The organism is Parasediminibacterium paludis (assembly GCF_042651445.1).
In the GTDB taxonomy this organism is placed as follows: domain Bacteria; phylum Bacteroidota; class Bacteroidia; order Chitinophagales; family Chitinophagaceae; genus Parasediminibacterium; species Parasediminibacterium paludis.
This window is the reverse complement of sequence record NZ_JBHSDC010000029.1, coordinates 507,256-526,698: the sequence shown is the minus strand read 5'-3', so window position 1 is coordinate 526,698 and position 19,443 is coordinate 507,256. Positions and strand designations below refer to the sequence as shown.

The window sequence follows — 19,443 nt, the reverse complement described above, 5'->3', positions numbered from 1 at the left end:
AAATGTATTTCAATTTTACCATTCGCATTAATATCGCCTAAAACCATAACGCTCAACTGAATTATTACGATAATATGTAGCCGAAAAATAATTGCCACCACTAAAATTCACATCATCAAAATATAAGCTGATACTAGCACCATTACTGCTGCGAAGTATTACTTGCATGGCATCGTGATAATCAGCATAATAATTACCATAATAATCATAATAGCCTGAAGAAACTGTGGTTATAGACCAACTACCTTGGTATAAATGATAGCCATCATCGTAACTAGCCCCACCATTGGTATAAAATGTAAATACCCCATTTTCTAAGCCAGTGTATAAAGGCTGCCAGCCATTTGCGTTACCCTTAGAAGCATCATTTAAAACCCAAGAACCTATAATTGGGTCACTGTATATTTCTACCGATTTTACACAACCTGAAAATAAAATGGTTACAGTAAATAGTAAGGTCAAAACGTGTATTGTTCTTTTCATAGTTAGACGTTTTTGGTGTTTAAGAATTGCTTTTTCTCAGAACAAAACAAACGCCTTACCAGACTTAAAACATCATAAAGACAATGATTGCTTTTATCTATTTTTTAACATTACGCAATTAGATAGTTTGTGTGTAAATGATGCATTATTGCATCTTAAAGCACTAAAAACACTTCAGCCACCATGAAAAAAATACGGCTCACCCTATTTATAATGATTGGTTTAAGCATACTATTTATTGCTTACCAATACAGAACATTATTTATAAAAACAACTACCAAGGCGCTTCATGAAAAATCAATACCCAACAACGATACTTTATTATTACAAAAGCTAAAGCAGCAAAGTAAAACAATCAGCACTTTCGCTTATACAAACCATTTTAATAGTCGCATCTGTTTTCTTGTAGATATGAGCATTCAAAGTGGTAAGAATAGATTCTTTGTGTACAATATGCAAAAAGATAGTGTGGAATTAGCTGGCTTAGTAGCACATGGCAGTGGCAATAGTAAGTTTACCCAAACACCAACTTTTTCAAATGAAATTAGCAGCGGTTGTACATCTTTAGGTAAGTATAAAGTAAGCTATCAATACAATGGTAAATTTGGTAAAGCTTATAAGTTATTTGGCCTAGACAGCACTAATAGCAATGCTTTTGAACGCAATGTGGTACTACATGCCTATAGTTGTGTACCAAATAATCAGTCTTATCCTTTACCCATTTGCAATAGTCTAGGTTGCCCAATGGTGTCCTACACTTTTTTGGAAGCTTTACATCCCATTATCACTGCAAGTAAGCGCCCTATTTTACTATATATCTATCGCTAAAAAGCAGCTATTTATTTAATTAATACAGTCGTCCCTTTTCTGCTAATAATATTGCCCAAGTAATCAATACCTTCTGCCATAAATACAAAAGTATTACTACCTTGAAATGTACCATTTATTGCCCCATCCCATCCTTTACTGCCATCGCTAGTGGTAAATACCAATTGCCCATAACGATTATATACGTTGAAATAGTGCAGCTTAGCAATGCCTATTAATATCGGTTTTAGTATATCGTTTTTGCCATCGCCGTTTGGTGTAAAACCACTTGGTACCAAAATATCAGGCAACATTTTATACACTTTTACATTTACCATATCCGTAGATGTACAACCTTCTTTGGTGGATGCAATTACCGTAAATGGTATAATATCGGGTACGGCAGAATTTGTAAATGTTGCGATAGGATTATATATAGTGTTATTGTTTAAATAGCTACTCGGCTGCCATATATATTGCAAGCTAGTTGTATCGCCTGATGCTGTTAATTGCAATGGCTGACCTATTACCACAGATGTATCGTTACCTGCATTAATATTAAATTGGGGGATGACAGTAACCACTACGGTATCGGTTACTAGCTTTTTACAATAAGACGTATCGCCCACAGTTAAAACATAGCTTGTTGTTTGTTGTGGCCCTGCAATTGGGTGTAAAGAATTGGCCTGGTACAAAGTTGTGGTAGGACTCCAACTATAAAATGCACCCGTATAACTACCATTTAAATTAGCCCTACTGCCAAAGCAAATACTAGTATCAGCACTTACTGTTGCCGTGGGATACACGGCTGTATGCACGGTTATTTGTGCTTTATCTTGGCAATAACCAAGATTGGCTGTAACGTAATAAATAACTGAATCGGCAGAAGGCGCAGCTTTTGGATATTTTACGGTTTTGCTACTTAATGTGTTACCACCACCACTTTCTGTCCATACATAACTCAATGCATCGCTTTTGGGGCTTAAGGTTATGCTATCTGTTCTACAAATTCCTGTATCGGCTGGTAATTTTACTGTAATAAAATCAAGTACGTTCACTGTAATTGTTGCAGAATCTATACAACCTTGATCGGCTACGGTAACCGTATATACGGTGGTATCTTTAGGAAAAACAATTGGCTTATTGGATGTAGGGTTAATGATATTATAGTTAGGTGACCAACTATAAGTGCCTGTGCTTTGCGCTATTAATGGTAAGCTATCTATGCTACAAATCAACGTGTCTTTAAATGGCAAGGTAATTTGTGGCTTATTGTTAACCGTCACAATTTTAGTGACTGTACCACTACAACCTTTGCTATTGGTTACGGTTAAACTAGCGCTATTAGTTCCTGAAACACCATATTGGTAGGTTGCGTTTTTTTGTGCAGAGGTATCGGTAGTACTATTGGGGTCGCCAAAATTCCATGACCAACTATTAATAACCCCATATTTTGTAAAAGATATGTCTGTAAATGTAAACGGCGATTGGTAGCAACTGCCTGCAACAGTGAATGCAGGCGTAAAACCAGGATATACACGCACTATAGATTTTGCCGAATCCTGACAACCGCCAGTATTGGCTACTGTTAACTTCAATACATAAGTACCTGTATCGGCATAAGTATACGTAGGTGTGGCTTGAGTAGAAGTATCTTTGATAGATGTGGTAACACCAAAATCCCACAGGTATGCATTGATGTTAGAAGCAGTTGCTTCATTTTGAAATGTGAACACATAATTATCACAATTGATATAGGATAACTTTAAAGCTGCTGCTGATAAGGAACAATTGGCCACGTTAATTTGCAACTCTTTTCGAGTGGAATTAATCATAATGCCATTGCGCCATTCTGATACATACACCGCAATGACATATTCGCCTGTAGTTGCTGGGGCTTTACCAGAAATTAAACCTGTAACGGGGTCAATAGTTACATTGCTACCTAAAGGCGATGACCCACTATAACTACCACTGTAAGGAATAGAATTATAAGGCGGCGCACTTAATGTTTGTGTACCATTAATACCATTTCCAAAACTATAAGAAAGCGAATCACCATCTACATCGGTTGCTTTAAACTGGTAACTAAAATTGGTATTATAGCAAATAACCACCGTGTCTTTAAACTCAAAATATGGATTAGAGTTTTTATGATAATCAACACTATTAATTGTACCCGGTATGGTAGCTGTAAAACTGATACCAGTAGCCGATGAATTAGACACATTAACAATGCCCGTCACTCTATTGGCATCAGAAGCGGCAATAATATAGCCGTTCACATTATCTGGTAGTGTTACTGTTGTTGAATAAGTATAAATAGAATAGCAAATAGTAGGTGGATTACTTAAACAAGGATCGAAAGTGGTTTTTGATGGCGTGCTAATATTGCTATAACTTGTATTACTAATAGTTTGTACAGATTGATAGGTAGCTGCATCGTAAATGCCCAAAGAACTCGGCATAGGACCATTTTGGGTGCAATCTCTAAACACGTAAACGGTGATTTTATAAATAGATGTATTGGCGGTAGTACCTGCACCTTGGTATTCGTATTGTACCCAACCGCCTTTTATATGCCTTGCAAAACCAGCTATAGCACTTATTAGAATTAAAACCACAAGTAGCAACCTTTTCAAATAAAATAGTTTTTTTGAGTGATGATGTGTAAAATAGCACAAATCCTGTATTACCAAATAGAAATTATCGGGCATTAGAAGTATTTTACCAATTAAACTTACGCGACCTATAAAAGTTTTAGCCATTAAGCGATTTATCTGCAATGCAATTATATCCTATACAAAAATTAACGAAGTAAACAGATTCCAACATTATTAAACAAATACATTGGCTATTTATTACTCCCAAAAGGCACATGCAACCAAGTTTTAAATGGCTTTAATAAAACATCTACAAACGAGTTATGAGTGTCGTTTTCTGTTAACCCAGTAGTAGGAAATTCATTATAAGCGGGGTGATAATAGGTACCAAACAGTATGTCGAAAAAAGGGAAAAACTGCGCCAAATTTTTACCTTGGTGTTCTGGTAGATTAGAATGGTGAATTCTATGTATTTGAGGCCCAGCAATGATGGGCGTTAAAATACCAAGTCGCAATTTTAAATTTGCATGTGTAAAAAACAACCACAAAGTAGATATACTAAAATATAATTTCACAGCAAGGCTATCTATGCCTACAATATAATAAATGGGTACGATTATTAAAAAGGTTTGAAGCGGCCTTTCTAACCAATAAGTGCGCATACTTGTTGTTACATTCACCGCTCTATCAGAATGGTGCAATTCGTGAATAACCCAGAAATATTTAAAGTAATGCTGCGCACGATGATACCAATAAAACAAAAAGTCGGAGGCTAGGAAATAAACAATGGCTATCCATATTGAAAAGAGTGTACCATTACGAGGTAAGTGACGAGCTTTTAAAGGGATTATTGAATATAAAAAGCCCACTATCAAAATACCACTCGATAATAAAAGAACCCCATAAAAGATATTGGTTAGCTTATCAGATAATGTATGACCTTTCTCCGCAGCATACCTTTTTTCTAATAATCCAAAAACGACGTAAAGACCTATAATGAGTAGAATATACTGTAGTTGCATAAAAGCCTTTTATTGAAGTAAGCTAAAGTAAGACATTTAGGCACCTATTGCTTTTTTGTAGAGCCAATGCTTCAACAATAACCACGTATTAATACATTTTTAAACACAAGACCCAATTTTTTTTATTTTCAGCAAGCATTCTACTATCATTTATTCCAATATTCAACAACAATTAATGCTTTTATTAAAAAAGTTGTACCAACGCATGCGTTACATTTGCGAAGCATAAATTAATCACCAAATAAAATAAAAACTATGTCATTTACATTAGCGCCTTTGCCTTACGCTTACGATGCGTTAGAGCCATACATCGATGCACAAACGATGACTATTCACCACGATAAGCACCACCAAGCTTATGTAACCAACCTCAATAATGCCATTGCAGGAACACCAAACGAGGGTAAAACCATCGAGGAATTGGTAGCTATTGCTGGTTCTATTTCACCTGCAGTACGCAATAATGGTGGTGGCCATTGGAACCACACTTTTTTTTGGGATAGTTTAGCGGCAGCTTCTGGAGCATTACCTACTGGCGAATTAGCAGCAGCTATCGACGCAGCTTTTGGTAGCTTCGATGAGTTTAAAACAAAATTTGCAACAGCAGGTGCTACACGTTTTGGTAGTGGCTGGGCTTGGTTAATCGTAAAAGATGGCAAACTAGAAGTAAGTTCTACACCCAACCAAGACAATCCTTTAATGGATGTTGCTGAAGTAAAAGGCACCCCAATTTTAGGTGTTGATGTATGGGAACATGCTTATTACCTAAAATATCAAAACAAACGTCCTGATTACTTAGCAGCTATTTGGCATGTTATCAATTGGGCAAAAGTTGCAGAGCGTTTTGCGGCAGCAAAATAACAACATCGCTTCTCCAAAAGGGAAGAACAAGAAATAATAAAATATACCTACTTTCAATCCCGATAATGTCTATCGGGATTTTTTATTATAAACACACCTCATCATGAAAAAACTAATTGTACTTGCCATTATTGTATCGGCAGTTGCCTGTTCTAAACCACAAAAAAAAGTATTGGTATATGCTAAAGGCACAGCCACAATTAACGAAAGTACCAAAACCATTACAACCACCGACGGTGCTGGTAGCGACGAAAAAACACTAGTGCTTAACGACAAAGAAAAAACAACCATTAACATAGAAACCACCAATGGCAAAGCCGCTATAGAGATACCCACCAATGGTTATTATGTGGTAAATGCTAAACAAGATACCATTGTAGGTAGCTACCAAGTATATGGTGCAGTTAAAACTAGCAAAACCGTGATTACGCAAGAAGCCTTAAAACAATCGATCGATTCTTTAGAGCAACTTATTCAAGGTAAAAATATCAGCGCCGCCAACCGCAATTTCTTCATTTTACCATTAACGGCTGTAAAAGTTACCGACAACCTAGATGCTTACATAGTAGGGCCCTTTCGCCAAGTAACATCTTTAGAAAAAGTAGATGGCAAAGAGCCAGAAGTGTACCGTTTTTACAGCGTAAAAGAAATACGCGAAACCATCGCTAACCTCACCAGGCTTACCATTGCCGAAAAGAAATAATAGCATCGTCTAAACTTGGATTTGATAAGATTAATACCATTGAAGGATTTTTCTAGTACTATTGCAAGACCAGTGAGGTTTTTTTAAAACCTTACTGGTTTCAATCTCAGCAAGTTTTCAATAAAATCTTTGCCATCATTCCAAATCCAAGTTTAGACAATCTTTATGTATTTAGTTACTGCCCCTAAATTATTAAGAGCTTATTATCCTAACACATTGATCTGGGATATTCCTACCACAGAAAAAGTCATCTATCTCACGTTTGATGATGGACCGCACCCTACCATCACTCCTTTTGTACTTAATACCTTACAGCAATACAATGCTAAAGCAACCTTTTTCTGCATAGGTAAAAATGTAATGGCTAACAAAGCTGTTTATCAGCAAATAGTAGATGGGGGGCATGCCGTAGGTAACCATACCTCCCACCATGTAAAAGGCAGTACTACAAGCACATATGTGTACTTAAAAGATGTATCGTTTGCTGCCACTAAAATCCATACAAATCTCTTCAGGCCACCTTATGGCCGCTTGTCTAAAACGCAAATAAAAGAATTGACTGTAAGCGGTTGGGAATTATCATTTACCAACCCTGTTACCAAACAGCAACAAACTGCCGAACATTTTAGCATCATTATGTGGTCGGTACTTAGTGGCGATTTTGATATAACACTTAGCAAAGAAAAATGCCTAAAAAATGTAGTGAATAATACCAAACAAGGCAGTATTGTGGTATTTCACGATAGCGAAAAAGCCTATGAGCGCATGGCTTATGCATTACCAAAAGTGTTAGCGCATTTTAGCAAATTAGGTTACCGCTTTGAAGTGATTCCGCAGTAAGGCAATCTTGGCTCATTACAGCATTTTACCATCAATATATAGCAATTTTTATATTTTTGTTACCTAGCAGCAGCTTGTAGGCACTTAGTTACTATTGCGCGGCACTTAGTTACTGCTTGTCGCCAAATAGTTGCTGTTGCGCGGCAGTTAGCTAACTGCCCTAGGGTATTAATAATCCTTAAAATCAGTCAGATGATACCAAATACCTTCAGACACATAAGAAAGGCCAAGGTAGAAACCTTAGCCCGTTTTAATCCGTACCCTATGAAAACAAACGTTTAATCTCTTGAATCTTATAAATTAGGTCTATAGTAACTTTTGTTTTTAACTGTTTGTCGGATTATTTAAACGGCTGCTTACTCAAGTTTATTTTCTCTACTTCATTTATTTTTTATTGTGTTGGGGCTAAAAAATATTTCACATTTGCAGCATGATAATGATAGATACGCACTGCCACTTGTATTCAGAGGAATTTGAACATGATATAGATGAGGTAATTAGCCGAGCGAAAGCCAGTGGTGTTGCAAAATTTTATTTACCAGCCATAGATAGTACTAGTTTGCAACCTATGTTAGCCCTTGAAAAAAAATATCCCAACGAATGTTTTGCAATGATGGGCTTACATCCCTGCTATGTAAAAGACAATTATCAAGCAGAACTAGCCATTGTAGAGCAGCAACTGCAAAGCCGCTCTTTTGTGGCTGTGGGCGAAATTGGGCTAGACTTTTATTGGGATAAAACATTTTCTACCCAACAATACGAAGCATTTGAACTTCAAATGCAATGGGCTTTAGATGCCAATTTACCTATTGCTATCCATACGCGTAATGCCATGCAAGAAACGATTAATATGGTAAAACCTTTTGCAGCTAAAGGGCTTACAGGTGTTTTTCATTGCTTTAGCGGCAGCTACGAAAGTGCAAAGCAAATAACTGATATGAACTTTATGCTTGGTGTGGGTGGGGTTATTACTTATAAAAATGCTGGCTTAGCTCAGGCTTTACAAAACATACCCAATGCGTTTTTGGTATTAGAAACCGATGCACCGTATTTAACACCAGTGCCGTTTAGAGGTAAACGCAACGAGAGTAATTATCTGACATATATAGTAGAAAAATTAGCTAACAGCAAGCAAATACCCATAGAAACAATGGCTGCAATAACCACAGCCAATGCAGAACGTTTGTTTAAAGTGAATATATCATAAGGCCGGCTATTTACTTTACCGATAAATATGCCCATTAACCTGAATTGTTAAGCCTTAAATACCATCCAGCATAGATTTGCACACAAATAACCTTAAAGGTCAATTATGAAGAGAATACAACTGTTTATCCTTGTAATAACAATTGCAATAGCCGCAAATGCGCAGCAAAAAGAAGGGACAATAACCTATCAGCGCACAATCAACAACTGGAAACGTATTACAGACGAAACGAGACGGGCTTCTATACCAGAATTTCAAGTGAGCAAATACACACTCTATTTCACCGATAGTATATCTATCTACAAACTTATACCCGATGAAAACGCCCCAGAACCTTTTGCTAATGGCGAAGGCGGTGGCGGTTTCCGACGTTTTAACTTTGGTGGTGGCGATGGTGATTTGTTTAAAAACTTTACTACAGGGTTTACCACACAAGCATCAGAACTTGGTGGTAAAAACTTTTTAATTACCGATACCATTAGAAAACAGTCTTGGAAGATAAGTGCCGAAACCAAAGAAATTCTAGGTGTTGTTTGCCGTAAAGCCACCCTGAAAATTACACAACCAAACTTTCAAGGTAGGGCTTTTAACTTTAATCGTAACAGACCAGCGGGCGATACTACCACTAGGCAAGCACCACCTGCACCTAGAGAGATTGAAATTGTTGCTTGGTTTGCACAAACCATTTTAGCGCCAGCAGGTCCTGATGCATACGGACAATTACCTGGTGTTATTCTAGAATTAAACGTAGATAACGGCACAACAGTGTACAAAGCATTAACCCTAAAACCTACAGTTGATGCAAAGGAATTGAAAGAACCTAAAAAAGGTAAAAAAGTAACTAGACAAGAATATGGTCAATTACAAAGAGAATTGTTCCAAAACCAAGGCGGCTTTGGCGGTGCGGGCGGCAATAGAGGTGGTGGTTTGTAAACACCCTAAAATATATCATTTAAAAGCCTGTTTCAGTTACTCGAGACAGGCTTTTTCTTTAGTGTAATTCTGTATGAATAGATTGGACTGGTTTTCCAAAAAATATAGTGGCTTTGCTGTCAAAATCCTCGGTAGAATCTGTGGTATAAAATTGAATAATTCCCTCTTTTTTACAGCGAGCTGCTAATGCTGTATGGCGTTGTAAATAATCTTCTAAGCTATTAGCTACTATTTCCCCTTGCGATAAAACAGTTATCTCAGCAGGCAAAAAGGCCTTAATTTTTTCTAATAATAAAGGGTAATGCGTACAAGCGAGTAATACCGTATCAATGCTTGTATTTTGTTTTAATAAATGTGTTAAATGATATTGTACGAAATAGTCAGCGCCAGGTTTATCAAACTCATTATTTTCCACTAAAGGTACCCACATAGGGCAAGCCTCTTGAAATATCTGTAATTCTGGAAAAAACTTAGCTATTTCTATTGGATAAGATTGTGATTGCACCGTTCCATTTGTGCCCAATACACCTACACAATTGCTAGTTGTAAAATTACCAATCACTTCAGTGGTTGGCCTTATAACACCTAGCACACGTTTGGTTGGGTCTATATTAGGTAAATCGTTTTGCTGAATGGTTCGTAAGGCTTTGGCAGACGCAGTATTACAAGCCAATATCACCAAACTACAACCTTGTTTAAAAAACCAATTAACACATTCAAGCGTGTATTGGTACACTGTCTCAAAACTCCTAGTACCATAGGGTGCTCTTGCATTATCACCTAGGTATAAATAACTATATGAAGGCAATACTTTAACGATTTCTTTAAGCACAGTTAGCCCGCCATAACCACTATCAAATACACCAATAGGTCCTTGTTCTTGCATATTGTAAAATTAGGTGTTGGTAACACATTTACCCAAAAACAACGAACCACTCAGCTTTCGCAAAGTGGTTCGTGGTATGAATTAGTATTAAAGAATTAGTTAGTTCTTTTTTGCAGCTGGTTTTGTTGGCGCAGCTTCTGTAGAGGTAGAGATACCTGCGTTGCGCAATGCGTCTTGTGCTTCTTTTGGTAAAGGTAATTTTAAGGCAATGGCTACTTTTAAAGATAAGTTGTCAGCAATTGGCGGTGGAATTACAAAAGCATCAGATTTCATTACATAAGTGTATTTCTGCTCTTGGATAATTTTAACTAAAGCGTCATATACTTTTTGTGTATAAGGTGCTAAAATTTCTTGTTGTTTTTGCTCCATTGCTTGGTTTTGGTATTGCTGCCAGTTAACAATTTTAGATTTCAAATTGTTAATGTCGTCCAACATTACTTTACGTACTTGTGGAGTTAATTTTCCAGAATCTTTTTTGAAAGTACTGTCCTTAACTAAAAATTGAGAATACGTGTAGTCGTAGTCAGGTTTAAGGGTATCATTTACAAATTTACCCATTAAAGTGTCTAATTTTTGTTGAATACCAGGGAATAGGCTCAACACAGTTTGCTCGTCGAAAATGCCTATTTTACCTTGCTGTGCGCTGGCATTGCTAATAAACGTAAGGCTTAGTGCAAAAGCCACACACAATACGAAAACTTTTTTCATCAGTTGTATTTTTTGTTTTTAATTGTCTTATGCAATTTGCAGTAGGGTTGATATTACGGCAAATGTCATTGTTGTTAATGTATAATTGGTTGGTGATTAAAACTAGCTTTGGTTTATAATTTTATCCCTAATTCTCTAAGTACATCATCGCTCTTATCTAATTTAGGGTCGGCAAATATAACAGTAATTCCCTCACTTTTATCAAGTATAAAATCGTACCCACGAGCCACTGCAATTTTTTGTACCGCGTTGTAAACCTTATCCTGTATGGGTTTTACAATTTTTTGACGTTCTTTAAACAAATCGCCTTCGTAGCCAAAACGTTTTTTCTGCAAATCTCTTACTTCCTTTTCTTTATTAAACAATTCAGTTTCACGTTTCTTTTTCAATTCATCTGTAAGCATAAACTGTTCAGCGTCGTAATTCTTATACATAACATCAAGATCTGCTTGCTTGGCGTCTATTTCTTTTTGCCATTGCTCGCTTACCGCTTGTAGCTTTTTGTCAGCAGATGTATAATCCGACATTTTACTTAGAATATACTTCGTATCAATGATGGCATACCGCTGGGCTTGGCTTGAGAAAGCTAGCAGACCTGCCAAACAGCTAAATAATAATAATTTCTTCATAATGGTTGTTGATTAATCGGTACACGATAATAGTCATTATTCTGGTTCTACACCCAACATAAATGTAAAACGAGAAGCATCTTTTAATTTAACACCATCTGTGATTCTGTCTAAACCTATGCCGTAATCAAATCCTAACAAGCCAAACATTGGTAAGAAGAAACGCATACCCACACCTACTGAACGACGCAAACGGAAAGGATTGTATTCTTTCATGCTGTAATAACCATTCGCTGCTTCAAAAAAGCCTAAAGCATAAATAGTACTACTTGGGTTAAGACTTAATGGATAACGCAACTCTAATACATATTTATTAAACATGGTGAAATATTGACGAGCACCGCTTTGGTCAGGGTTTACTTTAGGGTCTGACGTTTCATATACAGGATAACCACGCTGTGAAATAATATCATAGCCCAACAATGCAAACTGGTTACTTAAACCTGCATCACCCAATTGAAAACGTTCAAATGGCGAAATATTTAAATCAGGATTAAACTTACCCAAGAAACCAAACTTAGCAGCAACTTTCAATACTAGCATTTTATTTCTTTCAGCACCAGTTGGTTTTGTTAATGGCACATACCATTCTGAATTAAAACGCCATTTGTGATATTCTACAAATTTATAAGGGTTTGCATCATGGATGATAGATGGCTCTATCAATGAATAAGGCGGCGTTATAGCTAAACTTAGTAAGTAGCTAGAGCCACCTCTAGGAAATAAGGGCGCATCAACGGACGAACGTTGTAAAGCAAATTTAAAACTGAAATTGTGTGAAAATCCATTATTGAAACCTGGTAGATTGACTTGGTCAATATAGTAGTTCTTCAATTTATAACGTGCAAAGTTGATACCCATAGATAATGAGAAATAGTCATCTGGCCATTGCAACTGCTTACCTATGCTAACACCAGCACCTGTTGTTTCTATATAAGAATTATTGGCTGCCGTACTTGTATAAGTACCCGTTGCTGGATTATAAGCATTGGCATACTTTGTATCGTATAAGGAAAAGGTAAGCGAATTACGCTTTTTACCACCTAACCAAGGTTCGGTAAACGAGAAGTTGTACGAACGAAACGCCCTACCATTACTCTGAACACGGAAACTCAATTTTTGACCGTCACCCATTGGTAAGGGATCCCAAGCTTTTTTAGTAAAAATATTTTTAATCGAAAAGTTATTAAAAGTTACACCCAAAGTACCCGTTAAACCAATATTACCACCAAAACCTGCGCTTAGCTCTAATTGGTCACTCGATTTTTCTTCTACCGTATAATTAATATCTACAGTACCATCTTCTTGGTTTGGTATTGGATTAATACCAATTTTTTCTTGGTTGAAATAATTCAATTGTGCAATCTCACGTTGAGAGCGCACTAAATCCGTACGGCTAAATTTCTCCCCCGGTATAGTTCTAATTTCACGACGAATAACGTATTCTTTGGTTTTTTCGTTACCTGAAATACGAATGTTTTTGATCGTAGCTTGAGGCCCTTCTACCATTCTTATTTCGTAATCAATGGTATCGTTATACACAGCCGTTTCTACAGGGTCTGTGCGGAAAAACAAATAACCATCATCTTGGTAAATACTACTAATATCGCCACCCTCAGGGCCGCCACCTTTACCTAATTTTTTATTTAAGCTCTCAAGATTGTACGTATCACCTTTTTTAATACCAAGAATCGCTGTTAAGACTGAATCAGGGTATTTGGTATTACCACGCCATGTAATATTACCGAAATAGTATTTACGACCTTCATTTACTTTAATATCAATATTCAAATCTTTTTTAGAGTTAGGATATACCACACTTCCCACAATAATGGCATCTCTATAACCTAATGAATTGTAATATTCTAATACTTTTTCTTTGTCTTCTTCAAATTTCTTTTCGTTGAATTTGGCAGAGGTAAAGAATTTTAAGCGCACATAAGGATCTAGTAGGCGCTTGGTTTTGCTCGGGAACAAATACCCATTCTCTTTGATATACTGCTTATAAGTATAGGTAGGTACTTTATTAGGATAACCGCCACTATCTACCGCAGGGTGTAATGTTAAGCGAGATTGTTCTTTGGTATCCTTTAATTGTTTTTTTAACTTGGCTTCATCAAGGGTATTACCCACAAAATTAATATTACTGATACGAACTTTATAACCCTTATTTACATTGAAGTTTACTATTACAGAGTTCTCTATATTAGGATCTTTGCGCTGCTCAATTTTAACGGCAGTGTTTTGGAAACCTTTGTCAAAATAGAATTTCTTAATAGCCTCAGTTGCAGAACGTTTCATGGCTTCGGTAACTACTCTACCTTTTACCAAACCCATTTTACCAGTTAAATCTTCGCTTTCACCCTTTTTTACGCTACCACTAAATGTAAAATTAGCCAAGCGTGGTCTTTCCGTTACAGCAATCTCAACATCTATATTAGTACCAGTAACCTTGGTAACGTATATTTCTACGTTGCTAAAATAATTCTGCCCCCAAAGTTTGTTAATAGCTTTAGAAAAATTATCAGAACCAGGAATTTTAATCTCGTCACCAACATTTAAGGTAGAAATAGAAATTAATAAATTCTCATCAAAAAAGCGGTTACCAGTTACTTTAATAGATGAAATCTTATAGAGTTTCACTGGATTTTTCGGGTTGAATAGATTAACCAAATCAGCATCTATTGAACTAATGCTTGTATCTGGTTTTTCTTGCGCTTGTACCGAAAAACTGGCTAATAACATACCAAAAGCAAGTAATAATAATTTGTACACTTTCTGCATCCGATTGATGATTTGTATGATTCGTTCTAGCTGCAGCAAAAAAGGCTTACAGCAGTTGGTTAAAGTTTTTAAAGTTGGCAAATTAATGGGATTATTTAAAAGTCTTTGTTAAATAAGCCAATAATAACAAGTATTTAGTGCATTGGTGTTACAACCTCTTGCAGTTGTTTACTTGTTTTTCCAAAACGACGCTCTCTATTTTGAAAATCTATAATAGCTTCGTATAAATTTTCTTTTCTAAAATCGGGCCAGCGTGTATTGGTAAAATACAATTCGGCATATGCCAATTGATATAGTAAAAAATTACTAATTCTATATTCGCCGCTTGTGCGTATCATTAATTCAGGGTCTGGCAGATTGCTAGTAGTAAGATATTGTTGTAGCGTATCTTGGGTGATACTGTTAGCATCAATTTTACCAGCTTGTACATCTAGACCGATATTTTTTACAGCATTTACAAGTTCCCAACGGCTGCTATAACTCAATGCCATGACTAGGTTTAAGCCAGTATTATGGCTTGTCATATCCAAGGCTTCCTTAAGTTCGATGCGGGCAAAATCTGGTAGCATACCCATATCGCCAATAACATGTAACCGAATATTATTTTTGTTAAGAATGGGTACTTCTTTCCGAATAGTATCAACCAATAAATACATTAAACCATCCACCTCTTGTTGAGGCCTATCCCAATTTTCAGTGCTAAATGCATATAATGTAAGATAACCTACACCAAGTTCCGCACAGCCTTCTACAATATTGCGTACACTTTCTACACCATGAAAATGGCCATATAGGCGCTCTTGCCCTTTTTCTTCTGCCCATCTGCCATTACCATCCATGATAATAGCAATATGCGAGGGTAATCGGTTTTTGTCAATTTGATCTACTGATACATGCATGGTTTTACCTGCAATTTTATTAGCGGCAAAAGTAAGGATTCGATTGGGTTTGCAGGGATTTTTAAACTTAGGGCAACTGAAGTCCTTTTCTACCCATTTAAAAAAGATAGTCTTTTATTTTGCCGTAGGGCATTTATAAGATTGCAGGTTGAACGATAAGCCCACTCTAAAAGTTGCAAAAGCATCTTTTTGGGTACTATTCCCACGTTGTCTGCCTTTGTTGCCAACAGCTGTACCGCCAGTAACTTCAGCACTTCTATCTTGTAATTGATAAGCAATGGAAGGCAATCCAGTAATTGGGTCGGGAGGAAAAGCCGCTGCGCCAGCATAAGTGGTGCTTACATCATCTAAATAATCTGTATTGGTAAAGTGATAAGCAACTTCTGCGTACCAGTTTATTCGTTCATTAATAGCATGTTTAAAACCTAAACTCACTGGAATACTCATGGCTGTACCGCTATATGGTTTGCGATCAGGGTAGGCAGCACTGCCCTGCCCTTCGGTACCTAGGGGCCGTAGATAATATTTTTGCCCACCTAAATAGGCATAAGGATCGTAAGAAAAAACACCCACGCCTAAGCTTACATATGGGGTATAACTATATTCTGGGAAGCCGGGTAAAAATTTGAAGAAATTGAAATAGCCACTAACACTTAATTCGTAAACATCGGTATTAAAGCTAAGGTTGCGGGTTCTTTGCACAATATTGGGGCTATAGGCGTCACTGTAACCAAGAAATGTGTAAGCACCATCAATTTTCAAACCCACATAGCCATTAAACTGCTTTAAATAATACAAGCCCGCCGAAAACTTCGGTCTGTTAATAGCACCATTGGTATTTAAATCACCAAAATAATGACCTAGCCCTATCGATGCACCTATCTCACCTTTATGAATGTACGCATCATACATTTGCGCATTGGTAGCCTGAATAGCACTTACAAAAACGATGATTCCTATTATTTTTTTAAGCATAAATCAATAAAGTGTATAAACAAATGTAATGATACAAAATCTAAAATTTACGGTGCAAGTCTTACAATCTGCCAATTATCTGTTATTTTTTCTCTTTTGTAAACAATTCTATCATGTAGTCTACTACTTCTTCCCTGCCAAAATTCAATTTGTAAAGGTTTTACAAGATAACCGCCCCAATGTGGCGGCCTTGGCACCTCTTCTCCAAATTCAGTTGCATACTTTTTAGCATTCTCTTCTAAAACACTTCTATCATTGATAACGCTGCTTTGCGGAGAACTCCAAGCACCAATTCTACTGCCGATAGGCCGACTATAAAAATAAGCATCGCTCTCAACGTCACTAAGTTTTTCTATGGTACCTTCTATACAAATTTGCCTTTCAAGTTCTTTCCAAAAAAATACCAAAGAAACAAAAGGATTCGCTGCAATTTCTTGCCCTTTTTGACTATTATAATTGGTAAAAAAAGTAAACCCATCCACATTATAACCTTTGAGTAACACAATACGTGCCGAGGGCTTACTAGCGGCATTTACTGTAGCCAACGTCATGGCATTCACTTCATCAATATTACTAGCAACAGCCTCATCCCACCATTTTGTGAATTGATCTATGGGATTTGCTGCAACGTCTTCTTCGCTAAGCGATTGTAACTTATAATCTCTTCTTATATCTGCTATTACCACACTCATTATTTATCTTTTAAAACGCAAAGTTAGCTACTTGGTTAACGCAAAATCAACTGCGGCAATAGCGTGTAGTAATCCGGTATCAAAAAGAGGGATATCGCAATCTGTTTGTTGTATTAAAATTGGGATTTCTGTACAGCCAAGTATCACACCTTGCGCACCTTTTGCAACTAAATCGTCAATAATTTTCAAATACGCTGTTTTAGTTGCTGCCAAAAAAAGGCCTTTACCCATTTCATCATAAATGGTAGTATTAATAAATTCTATATCTGCTTCATTTGGAAGGATGGTTTCTATGCCTTGCGCTTTTAATTGACGTGTGTAAAAAGGTAGTTGCATGGTGTATTTAGTACCTAATAAAGCCACTTTCTGCAATCCTTTAGTTAGGATGGCATTAGCCGTAACTTCAGCAATATGAATAAGTGGCACACCAATAGCACTACTTACACGATCTGCAATATGGTGCATTGTATTAGCCCCTAGCAAAATACAATCTGCACCAGCTTGTTCTAATTTTTGCGCCACATCAATCATGATACCAGCAATACCATCCCAATTATCGGCATAAGTTAATTGCTTAATTTCTTCAAAGTTTACAGAATAGAGGAGTATTTTAGCTGAAAAAGCCCCTCCTAAACGCTCATTGGTTATTTGATTGAGTAAACGATAATATACTAATGTACTGTGCCAAGTAAGGCCACCAATAATACCAATTGTCTTTTGCATAGAACTTATAACTTGGTTTCGTAAGATCTAACGGCTTTAAATTTCAACACACCATTTTCGCCCACCACTACACGATATTGTATATTTCTTAATATATTCAAAGGCTTAAGCTCGTTGCTAGTATCGTTTGCATCATATACGGGAAAACTACGAAGCAAAGTGCCTTCAATGAGTTGAAATTTATCTTGCCCTTTATAGCCTGTGCGTAATTTAGCGTCATCTAAAATATCTGGGAAAATAATTGGTCGTATACTTTCGTTGTTCTCAGAGGCAATACCAATAACAGTCCCTTTCGCGGCATCTTTCCCAGTATATAAATATATCACCAAATCTGGAAAACCATCATTATTAAAATCATCTACTGCAGCACCTTTTACCACACCTTTAATTTCAAATGATGCATCCCGTTGTGCTTTGCTACTAAAACCCACTAGCGAAATAGTGACTGTGTTTTTATCTGCCGATTTATTGTTGGTATACACTCTATAACCTGCTGTGGTATATTTCATAGTAGTGTCTATTCGTCTATACTGTCCAGTAGCAACTGTAACTATTAGTACGCAAATCAGCAAACAGCTATTTTTTTGCAACATATTTGTATCATTTAAGGGTCGAAAGTTAATGGGTTTATAGGGCGCAAACAAAGCTGTTTGTATTTTGTTTCATTAATTTGTAAAAAATCTAACTATTTATGCGTTACTTATTCTTAAGCTATTGTGTTTGTGCTATATCATTCGGCAAAGCGCAACAAGTATTTAACAAACAACAGCCCTTGGTGCATACGTTTTCAATTGTTGCTAAAGATGGTACTACTGGTGAATTAGCAGTAGCTGTACAAAGCCACTGGTTTAGCGTAGGTACATCTGTGCCGTGGGCGGAGGCAGGTGTAGGCGCCATAGCTACACAAAGTTTTACTGATAAAAGTTATGGCCCAAAAGCCTTGGCACTTTTAAAGCAAGGTTTTACTGCGCAACAAGCGCTTGATAGCCTTACCAAAGCAGATGCTGGTAGAGATGTACGCCAAGTAGCTATTGTAGACAACAAGGGGAATGTCGCTGCACATACAGGCGCTAAATGCATTCAGTATGCGAAGCATATTTTAGGTACTAATTTTAGTGTGCAAAGCAATATGATGTTAGGTAGTACTGTATGCGAAAATATGGCTAGTGCTTTTGAAAAATCAGCAGGTAAGCCATTAGCGGAAAGGGTTTTATTAGCGCTTGAAGCTGCTCAAAAAGCCGGTGGTGACATTCGTGGTATGCAAAGTGCCGCTATGATAGTAGTGCCAGGAAAAACAATGGAAACATGGAATAATAGAACGGTAGACTTACGTGTAGATGATAACCCAAAACCACTTGTAGAACTTAGAAGATTATATAACACACATTTGGCTTATGAGCATATGAACAATGGCGACCTTGCTGTTGAGCAAAACGATATGGCCAAAGCCATGGCAGAGTATAATGCCGCGATGAAAATGTTTCCTGCCAATCTAGAAATGCAATACTGGACGGCTATCACGCTTGCTAATAACAAACAAGTGACAAAAGCAACGCCCATGCTTAAAGCTATTTACTTGAAAAATAAAAATTGGTTAGAACTCACCAAGCGTTTGCCAGCAGTAAGCTTGCTTACAGTAAGCGATGCGGATTTAAAAAAGTTAACTAGTTTATAAATCCACACTAGTT

19 protein-coding genes are annotated in these 19,443 nt (G+C 36.8%); 7 read left to right on the top strand and 12 right to left on the bottom strand.

Annotated features, from left to right (window positions below):
* Positions 1-27 precede the first annotated feature (27 nt).
* Positions 28-483 (bottom strand): hypothetical protein, encoded by a 456-nt coding sequence (locus ACFOW1_RS16150; protein WP_379015708.1) that lies wholly within the window; start codon positions 481-483, stop codon positions 28-30.
* 183 nt (positions 484-666) lie between these two features.
* On the opposite strand from ACFOW1_RS16150, the gene ACFOW1_RS16145 reads away from it, so the two are divergent.
* On the top strand, positions 667-1,311 hold the full coding sequence (locus ACFOW1_RS16145; protein ID WP_379015707.1) for a murein L,D-transpeptidase catalytic domain-containing protein: 645 nt from the start codon (positions 667-669) through the stop codon (positions 1,309-1,311).
* Between the two features lie 11 nt (positions 1,312-1,322).
* Here the strand turns inward: ACFOW1_RS16145 and ACFOW1_RS16140 are convergent, their stop codons facing one another.
* Together ACFOW1_RS16140 and ACFOW1_RS16135 are read right to left on the bottom strand one after the other, a co-directional pair.
* Positions 1,323-4,058, bottom strand: coding sequence for a PKD domain-containing protein (locus tag ACFOW1_RS16140; protein ID WP_379015705.1), 2,736 nt, complete (start codon positions 4,056-4,058; stop codon positions 1,323-1,325).
* A gap of 86 nt (positions 4,059-4,144) precedes the next feature.
* Positions 4,145-4,915: a sterol desaturase family protein gene (locus tag ACFOW1_RS16135; protein WP_379015704.1), complete on the bottom strand. Its 771-nt coding sequence runs from the start codon at positions 4,913-4,915 to the stop codon at positions 4,145-4,147.
* Positions 4,916-5,170: 255 nt separating this feature from the next.
* On the opposite strand from ACFOW1_RS16135, the gene ACFOW1_RS16130 reads away from it, so the two are divergent.
* The 5 genes from ACFOW1_RS16130 to ACFOW1_RS16110 all read left to right on the top strand — a co-directional run bounded on the left by ACFOW1_RS16130 (position 5,171) and on the right by ACFOW1_RS16110 (position 9,459).
* Positions 5,171-5,776 (top strand): superoxide dismutase, encoded by a 606-nt coding sequence (locus ACFOW1_RS16130; RefSeq protein WP_379015703.1) that lies wholly within the window; start codon positions 5,171-5,173, stop codon positions 5,774-5,776.
* A gap of 103 nt (positions 5,777-5,879) precedes the next feature.
* Positions 5,880-6,479 carry a hypothetical protein gene (locus ACFOW1_RS16125; protein WP_379015702.1) on the top strand — a complete coding sequence of 200 codons (600 nt, stop codon included), beginning with the start codon at positions 5,880-5,882 and terminating at the stop codon, positions 6,477-6,479.
* 165 nt (positions 6,480-6,644) lie between these two features.
* On the top strand, positions 6,645-7,319 hold the full coding sequence (locus ACFOW1_RS16120; protein WP_379015700.1) for a polysaccharide deacetylase family protein: 675 nt from the start codon (positions 6,645-6,647) through the stop codon (positions 7,317-7,319).
* A gap of 430 nt (positions 7,320-7,749) precedes the next feature.
* Positions 7,750-8,526, top strand: a complete 777-nt coding sequence (locus ACFOW1_RS16115; protein ID WP_379015699.1) for a TatD family hydrolase — start codon at positions 7,750-7,752, stop codon at positions 8,524-8,526.
* Between the two features lie 105 nt (positions 8,527-8,631).
* Entirely contained in the window at positions 8,632-9,459 is an 828-nt protein-coding gene (locus ACFOW1_RS16110; protein ID WP_379015698.1) for a GLPGLI family protein, read from the top strand.
* Between the two features lie 58 nt (positions 9,460-9,517).
* Here the strand turns inward: ACFOW1_RS16110 and murI are convergent, their stop codons facing one another.
* From murI to ACFOW1_RS16065, 9 genes are all read right to left on the bottom strand, one after another.
* On the bottom strand, positions 9,518-10,345 hold the full coding sequence (gene murI, locus ACFOW1_RS16105) for a glutamate racemase (protein WP_379015697.1): 828 nt from the start codon (positions 10,343-10,345) through the stop codon (positions 9,518-9,520).
* 99 nt (positions 10,346-10,444) lie between these two features.
* Positions 10,445-11,053 carry an OmpH family outer membrane protein gene (locus ACFOW1_RS16100; RefSeq protein WP_379015696.1) on the bottom strand — a complete coding sequence of 203 codons (609 nt, stop codon included), beginning with the start codon at positions 11,051-11,053 and terminating at the stop codon, positions 10,445-10,447.
* A gap of 113 nt (positions 11,054-11,166) precedes the next feature.
* Positions 11,167-11,682, bottom strand: coding sequence for an OmpH family outer membrane protein (locus tag ACFOW1_RS16095; protein WP_379015694.1), 516 nt, complete (start codon positions 11,680-11,682; stop codon positions 11,167-11,169).
* Positions 11,683-11,718: 36 nt separating this feature from the next.
* Positions 11,719-14,466: a BamA/OMP85 family outer membrane protein gene (locus tag ACFOW1_RS16090; protein WP_379015692.1), complete on the bottom strand. Its 2,748-nt coding sequence runs from the start codon at positions 14,464-14,466 to the stop codon at positions 11,719-11,721.
* Between the two features lie 134 nt (positions 14,467-14,600).
* Complete coding sequence (locus ACFOW1_RS16085; protein ID WP_379015691.1) at positions 14,601-15,365, bottom strand: isoprenyl transferase; 765 nt, start codon at positions 15,363-15,365, stop codon at positions 14,601-14,603.
* Between the two features lie 114 nt (positions 15,366-15,479).
* Positions 15,480-16,340: a DUF6089 family protein gene (locus ACFOW1_RS16080; RefSeq protein ID WP_379015690.1), complete on the bottom strand. Its 861-nt coding sequence runs from the start codon at positions 16,338-16,340 to the stop codon at positions 15,480-15,482.
* A 47-nt stretch (positions 16,341-16,387) separates the two neighbouring features.
* Positions 16,388-17,032, bottom strand: coding sequence for a pyridoxamine 5'-phosphate oxidase (pdxH, locus tag ACFOW1_RS16075; RefSeq protein WP_379015689.1), 645 nt, complete (start codon positions 17,030-17,032; stop codon positions 16,388-16,390).
* Positions 17,033-17,059: 27 nt separating this feature from the next.
* Positions 17,060-17,755: an aspartate/glutamate racemase family protein gene (locus ACFOW1_RS16070; RefSeq protein ID WP_379015688.1), complete on the bottom strand. Its 696-nt coding sequence runs from the start codon at positions 17,753-17,755 to the stop codon at positions 17,060-17,062.
* A gap of 5 nt (positions 17,756-17,760) precedes the next feature.
* On the bottom strand, positions 17,761-18,348 hold the full coding sequence (locus ACFOW1_RS16065) for a hypothetical protein (RefSeq protein ID WP_379015687.1): 588 nt from the start codon (positions 18,346-18,348) through the stop codon (positions 17,761-17,763).
* 98 nt (positions 18,349-18,446) lie between these two features.
* On the opposite strand from ACFOW1_RS16065, the gene ACFOW1_RS16060 reads away from it, so the two are divergent.
* Positions 18,447-19,430, top strand: a complete 984-nt coding sequence (locus ACFOW1_RS16060) for a DUF1028 domain-containing protein (protein ID WP_379015685.1) — start codon at positions 18,447-18,449, stop codon at positions 19,428-19,430.
* The last annotated feature ends 13 nt before the right edge of the window (positions 19,431-19,443 follow it).

Coding starts and splice junctions, on each gene's coding strand:
- ACFOW1_RS16140 (WP_379015705.1), bottom strand. CDS start 4,058: ATGGCTAAAACTTTTATAGGTCGCGTAAGTTTAATTGGTAAAATACTT.
- ACFOW1_RS16060 (WP_379015685.1), top strand. CDS start 18,447: ATGCGTTACTTATTCTTAAGCTATTGTGTTTGTGCTATATCATTCGGC.
- ACFOW1_RS16145 (WP_379015707.1), top strand. CDS start 667: ATGAAAAAAATACGGCTCACCCTATTTATAATGATTGGTTTAAGCATA.
- ACFOW1_RS16150 (WP_379015708.1), bottom strand. CDS start 483: ATGAAAAGAACAATACACGTTTTGACCTTACTATTTACTGTAACCATT.
- ACFOW1_RS16135 (WP_379015704.1), bottom strand. CDS start 4,915: ATGCAACTACAGTATATTCTACTCATTATAGGTCTTTACGTCGTTTTT.
- ACFOW1_RS16065 (WP_379015687.1), bottom strand. CDS start 18,348: ATGTTGCAAAAAAATAGCTGTTTGCTGATTTGCGTACTAATAGTTACA.
- ACFOW1_RS16070 (WP_379015688.1), bottom strand. CDS start 17,755: ATGCAAAAGACAATTGGTATTATTGGTGGCCTTACTTGGCACAGTACA.
- ACFOW1_RS16115 (WP_379015699.1), top strand. CDS start 7,750: ATGATAATGATAGATACGCACTGCCACTTGTATTCAGAGGAATTTGAA.
- pdxH (WP_379015689.1), bottom strand. CDS start 17,032: ATGAGTGTGGTAATAGCAGATATAAGAAGAGATTATAAGTTACAATCG.
- murI (WP_379015697.1), bottom strand. CDS start 10,345: ATGCAAGAACAAGGACCTATTGGTGTATTTGATAGTGGTTATGGCGGG.
- ACFOW1_RS16125 (WP_379015702.1), top strand. CDS start 5,880: ATGAAAAAACTAATTGTACTTGCCATTATTGTATCGGCAGTTGCCTGT.
- ACFOW1_RS16080 (WP_379015690.1), bottom strand. CDS start 16,340: ATGCTTAAAAAAATAATAGGAATCATCGTTTTTGTAAGTGCTATTCAG.
- ACFOW1_RS16130 (WP_379015703.1), top strand. CDS start 5,171: ATGTCATTTACATTAGCGCCTTTGCCTTACGCTTACGATGCGTTAGAG.
- ACFOW1_RS16085 (WP_379015691.1), bottom strand. CDS start 15,365: ATGCATGTATCAGTAGATCAAATTGACAAAAACCGATTACCCTCGCAT.
- ACFOW1_RS16110 (WP_379015698.1), top strand. CDS start 8,632: ATGAAGAGAATACAACTGTTTATCCTTGTAATAACAATTGCAATAGCC.
- ACFOW1_RS16090 (WP_379015692.1), bottom strand. CDS start 14,466: ATGCAGAAAGTGTACAAATTATTATTACTTGCTTTTGGTATGTTATTA.
- ACFOW1_RS16095 (WP_379015694.1), bottom strand. CDS start 11,682: ATGAAGAAATTATTATTATTTAGCTGTTTGGCAGGTCTGCTAGCTTTC.
- ACFOW1_RS16120 (WP_379015700.1), top strand. CDS start 6,645: ATGTATTTAGTTACTGCCCCTAAATTATTAAGAGCTTATTATCCTAAC.
- ACFOW1_RS16100 (WP_379015696.1), bottom strand. CDS start 11,053: ATGAAAAAAGTTTTCGTATTGTGTGTGGCTTTTGCACTAAGCCTTACG.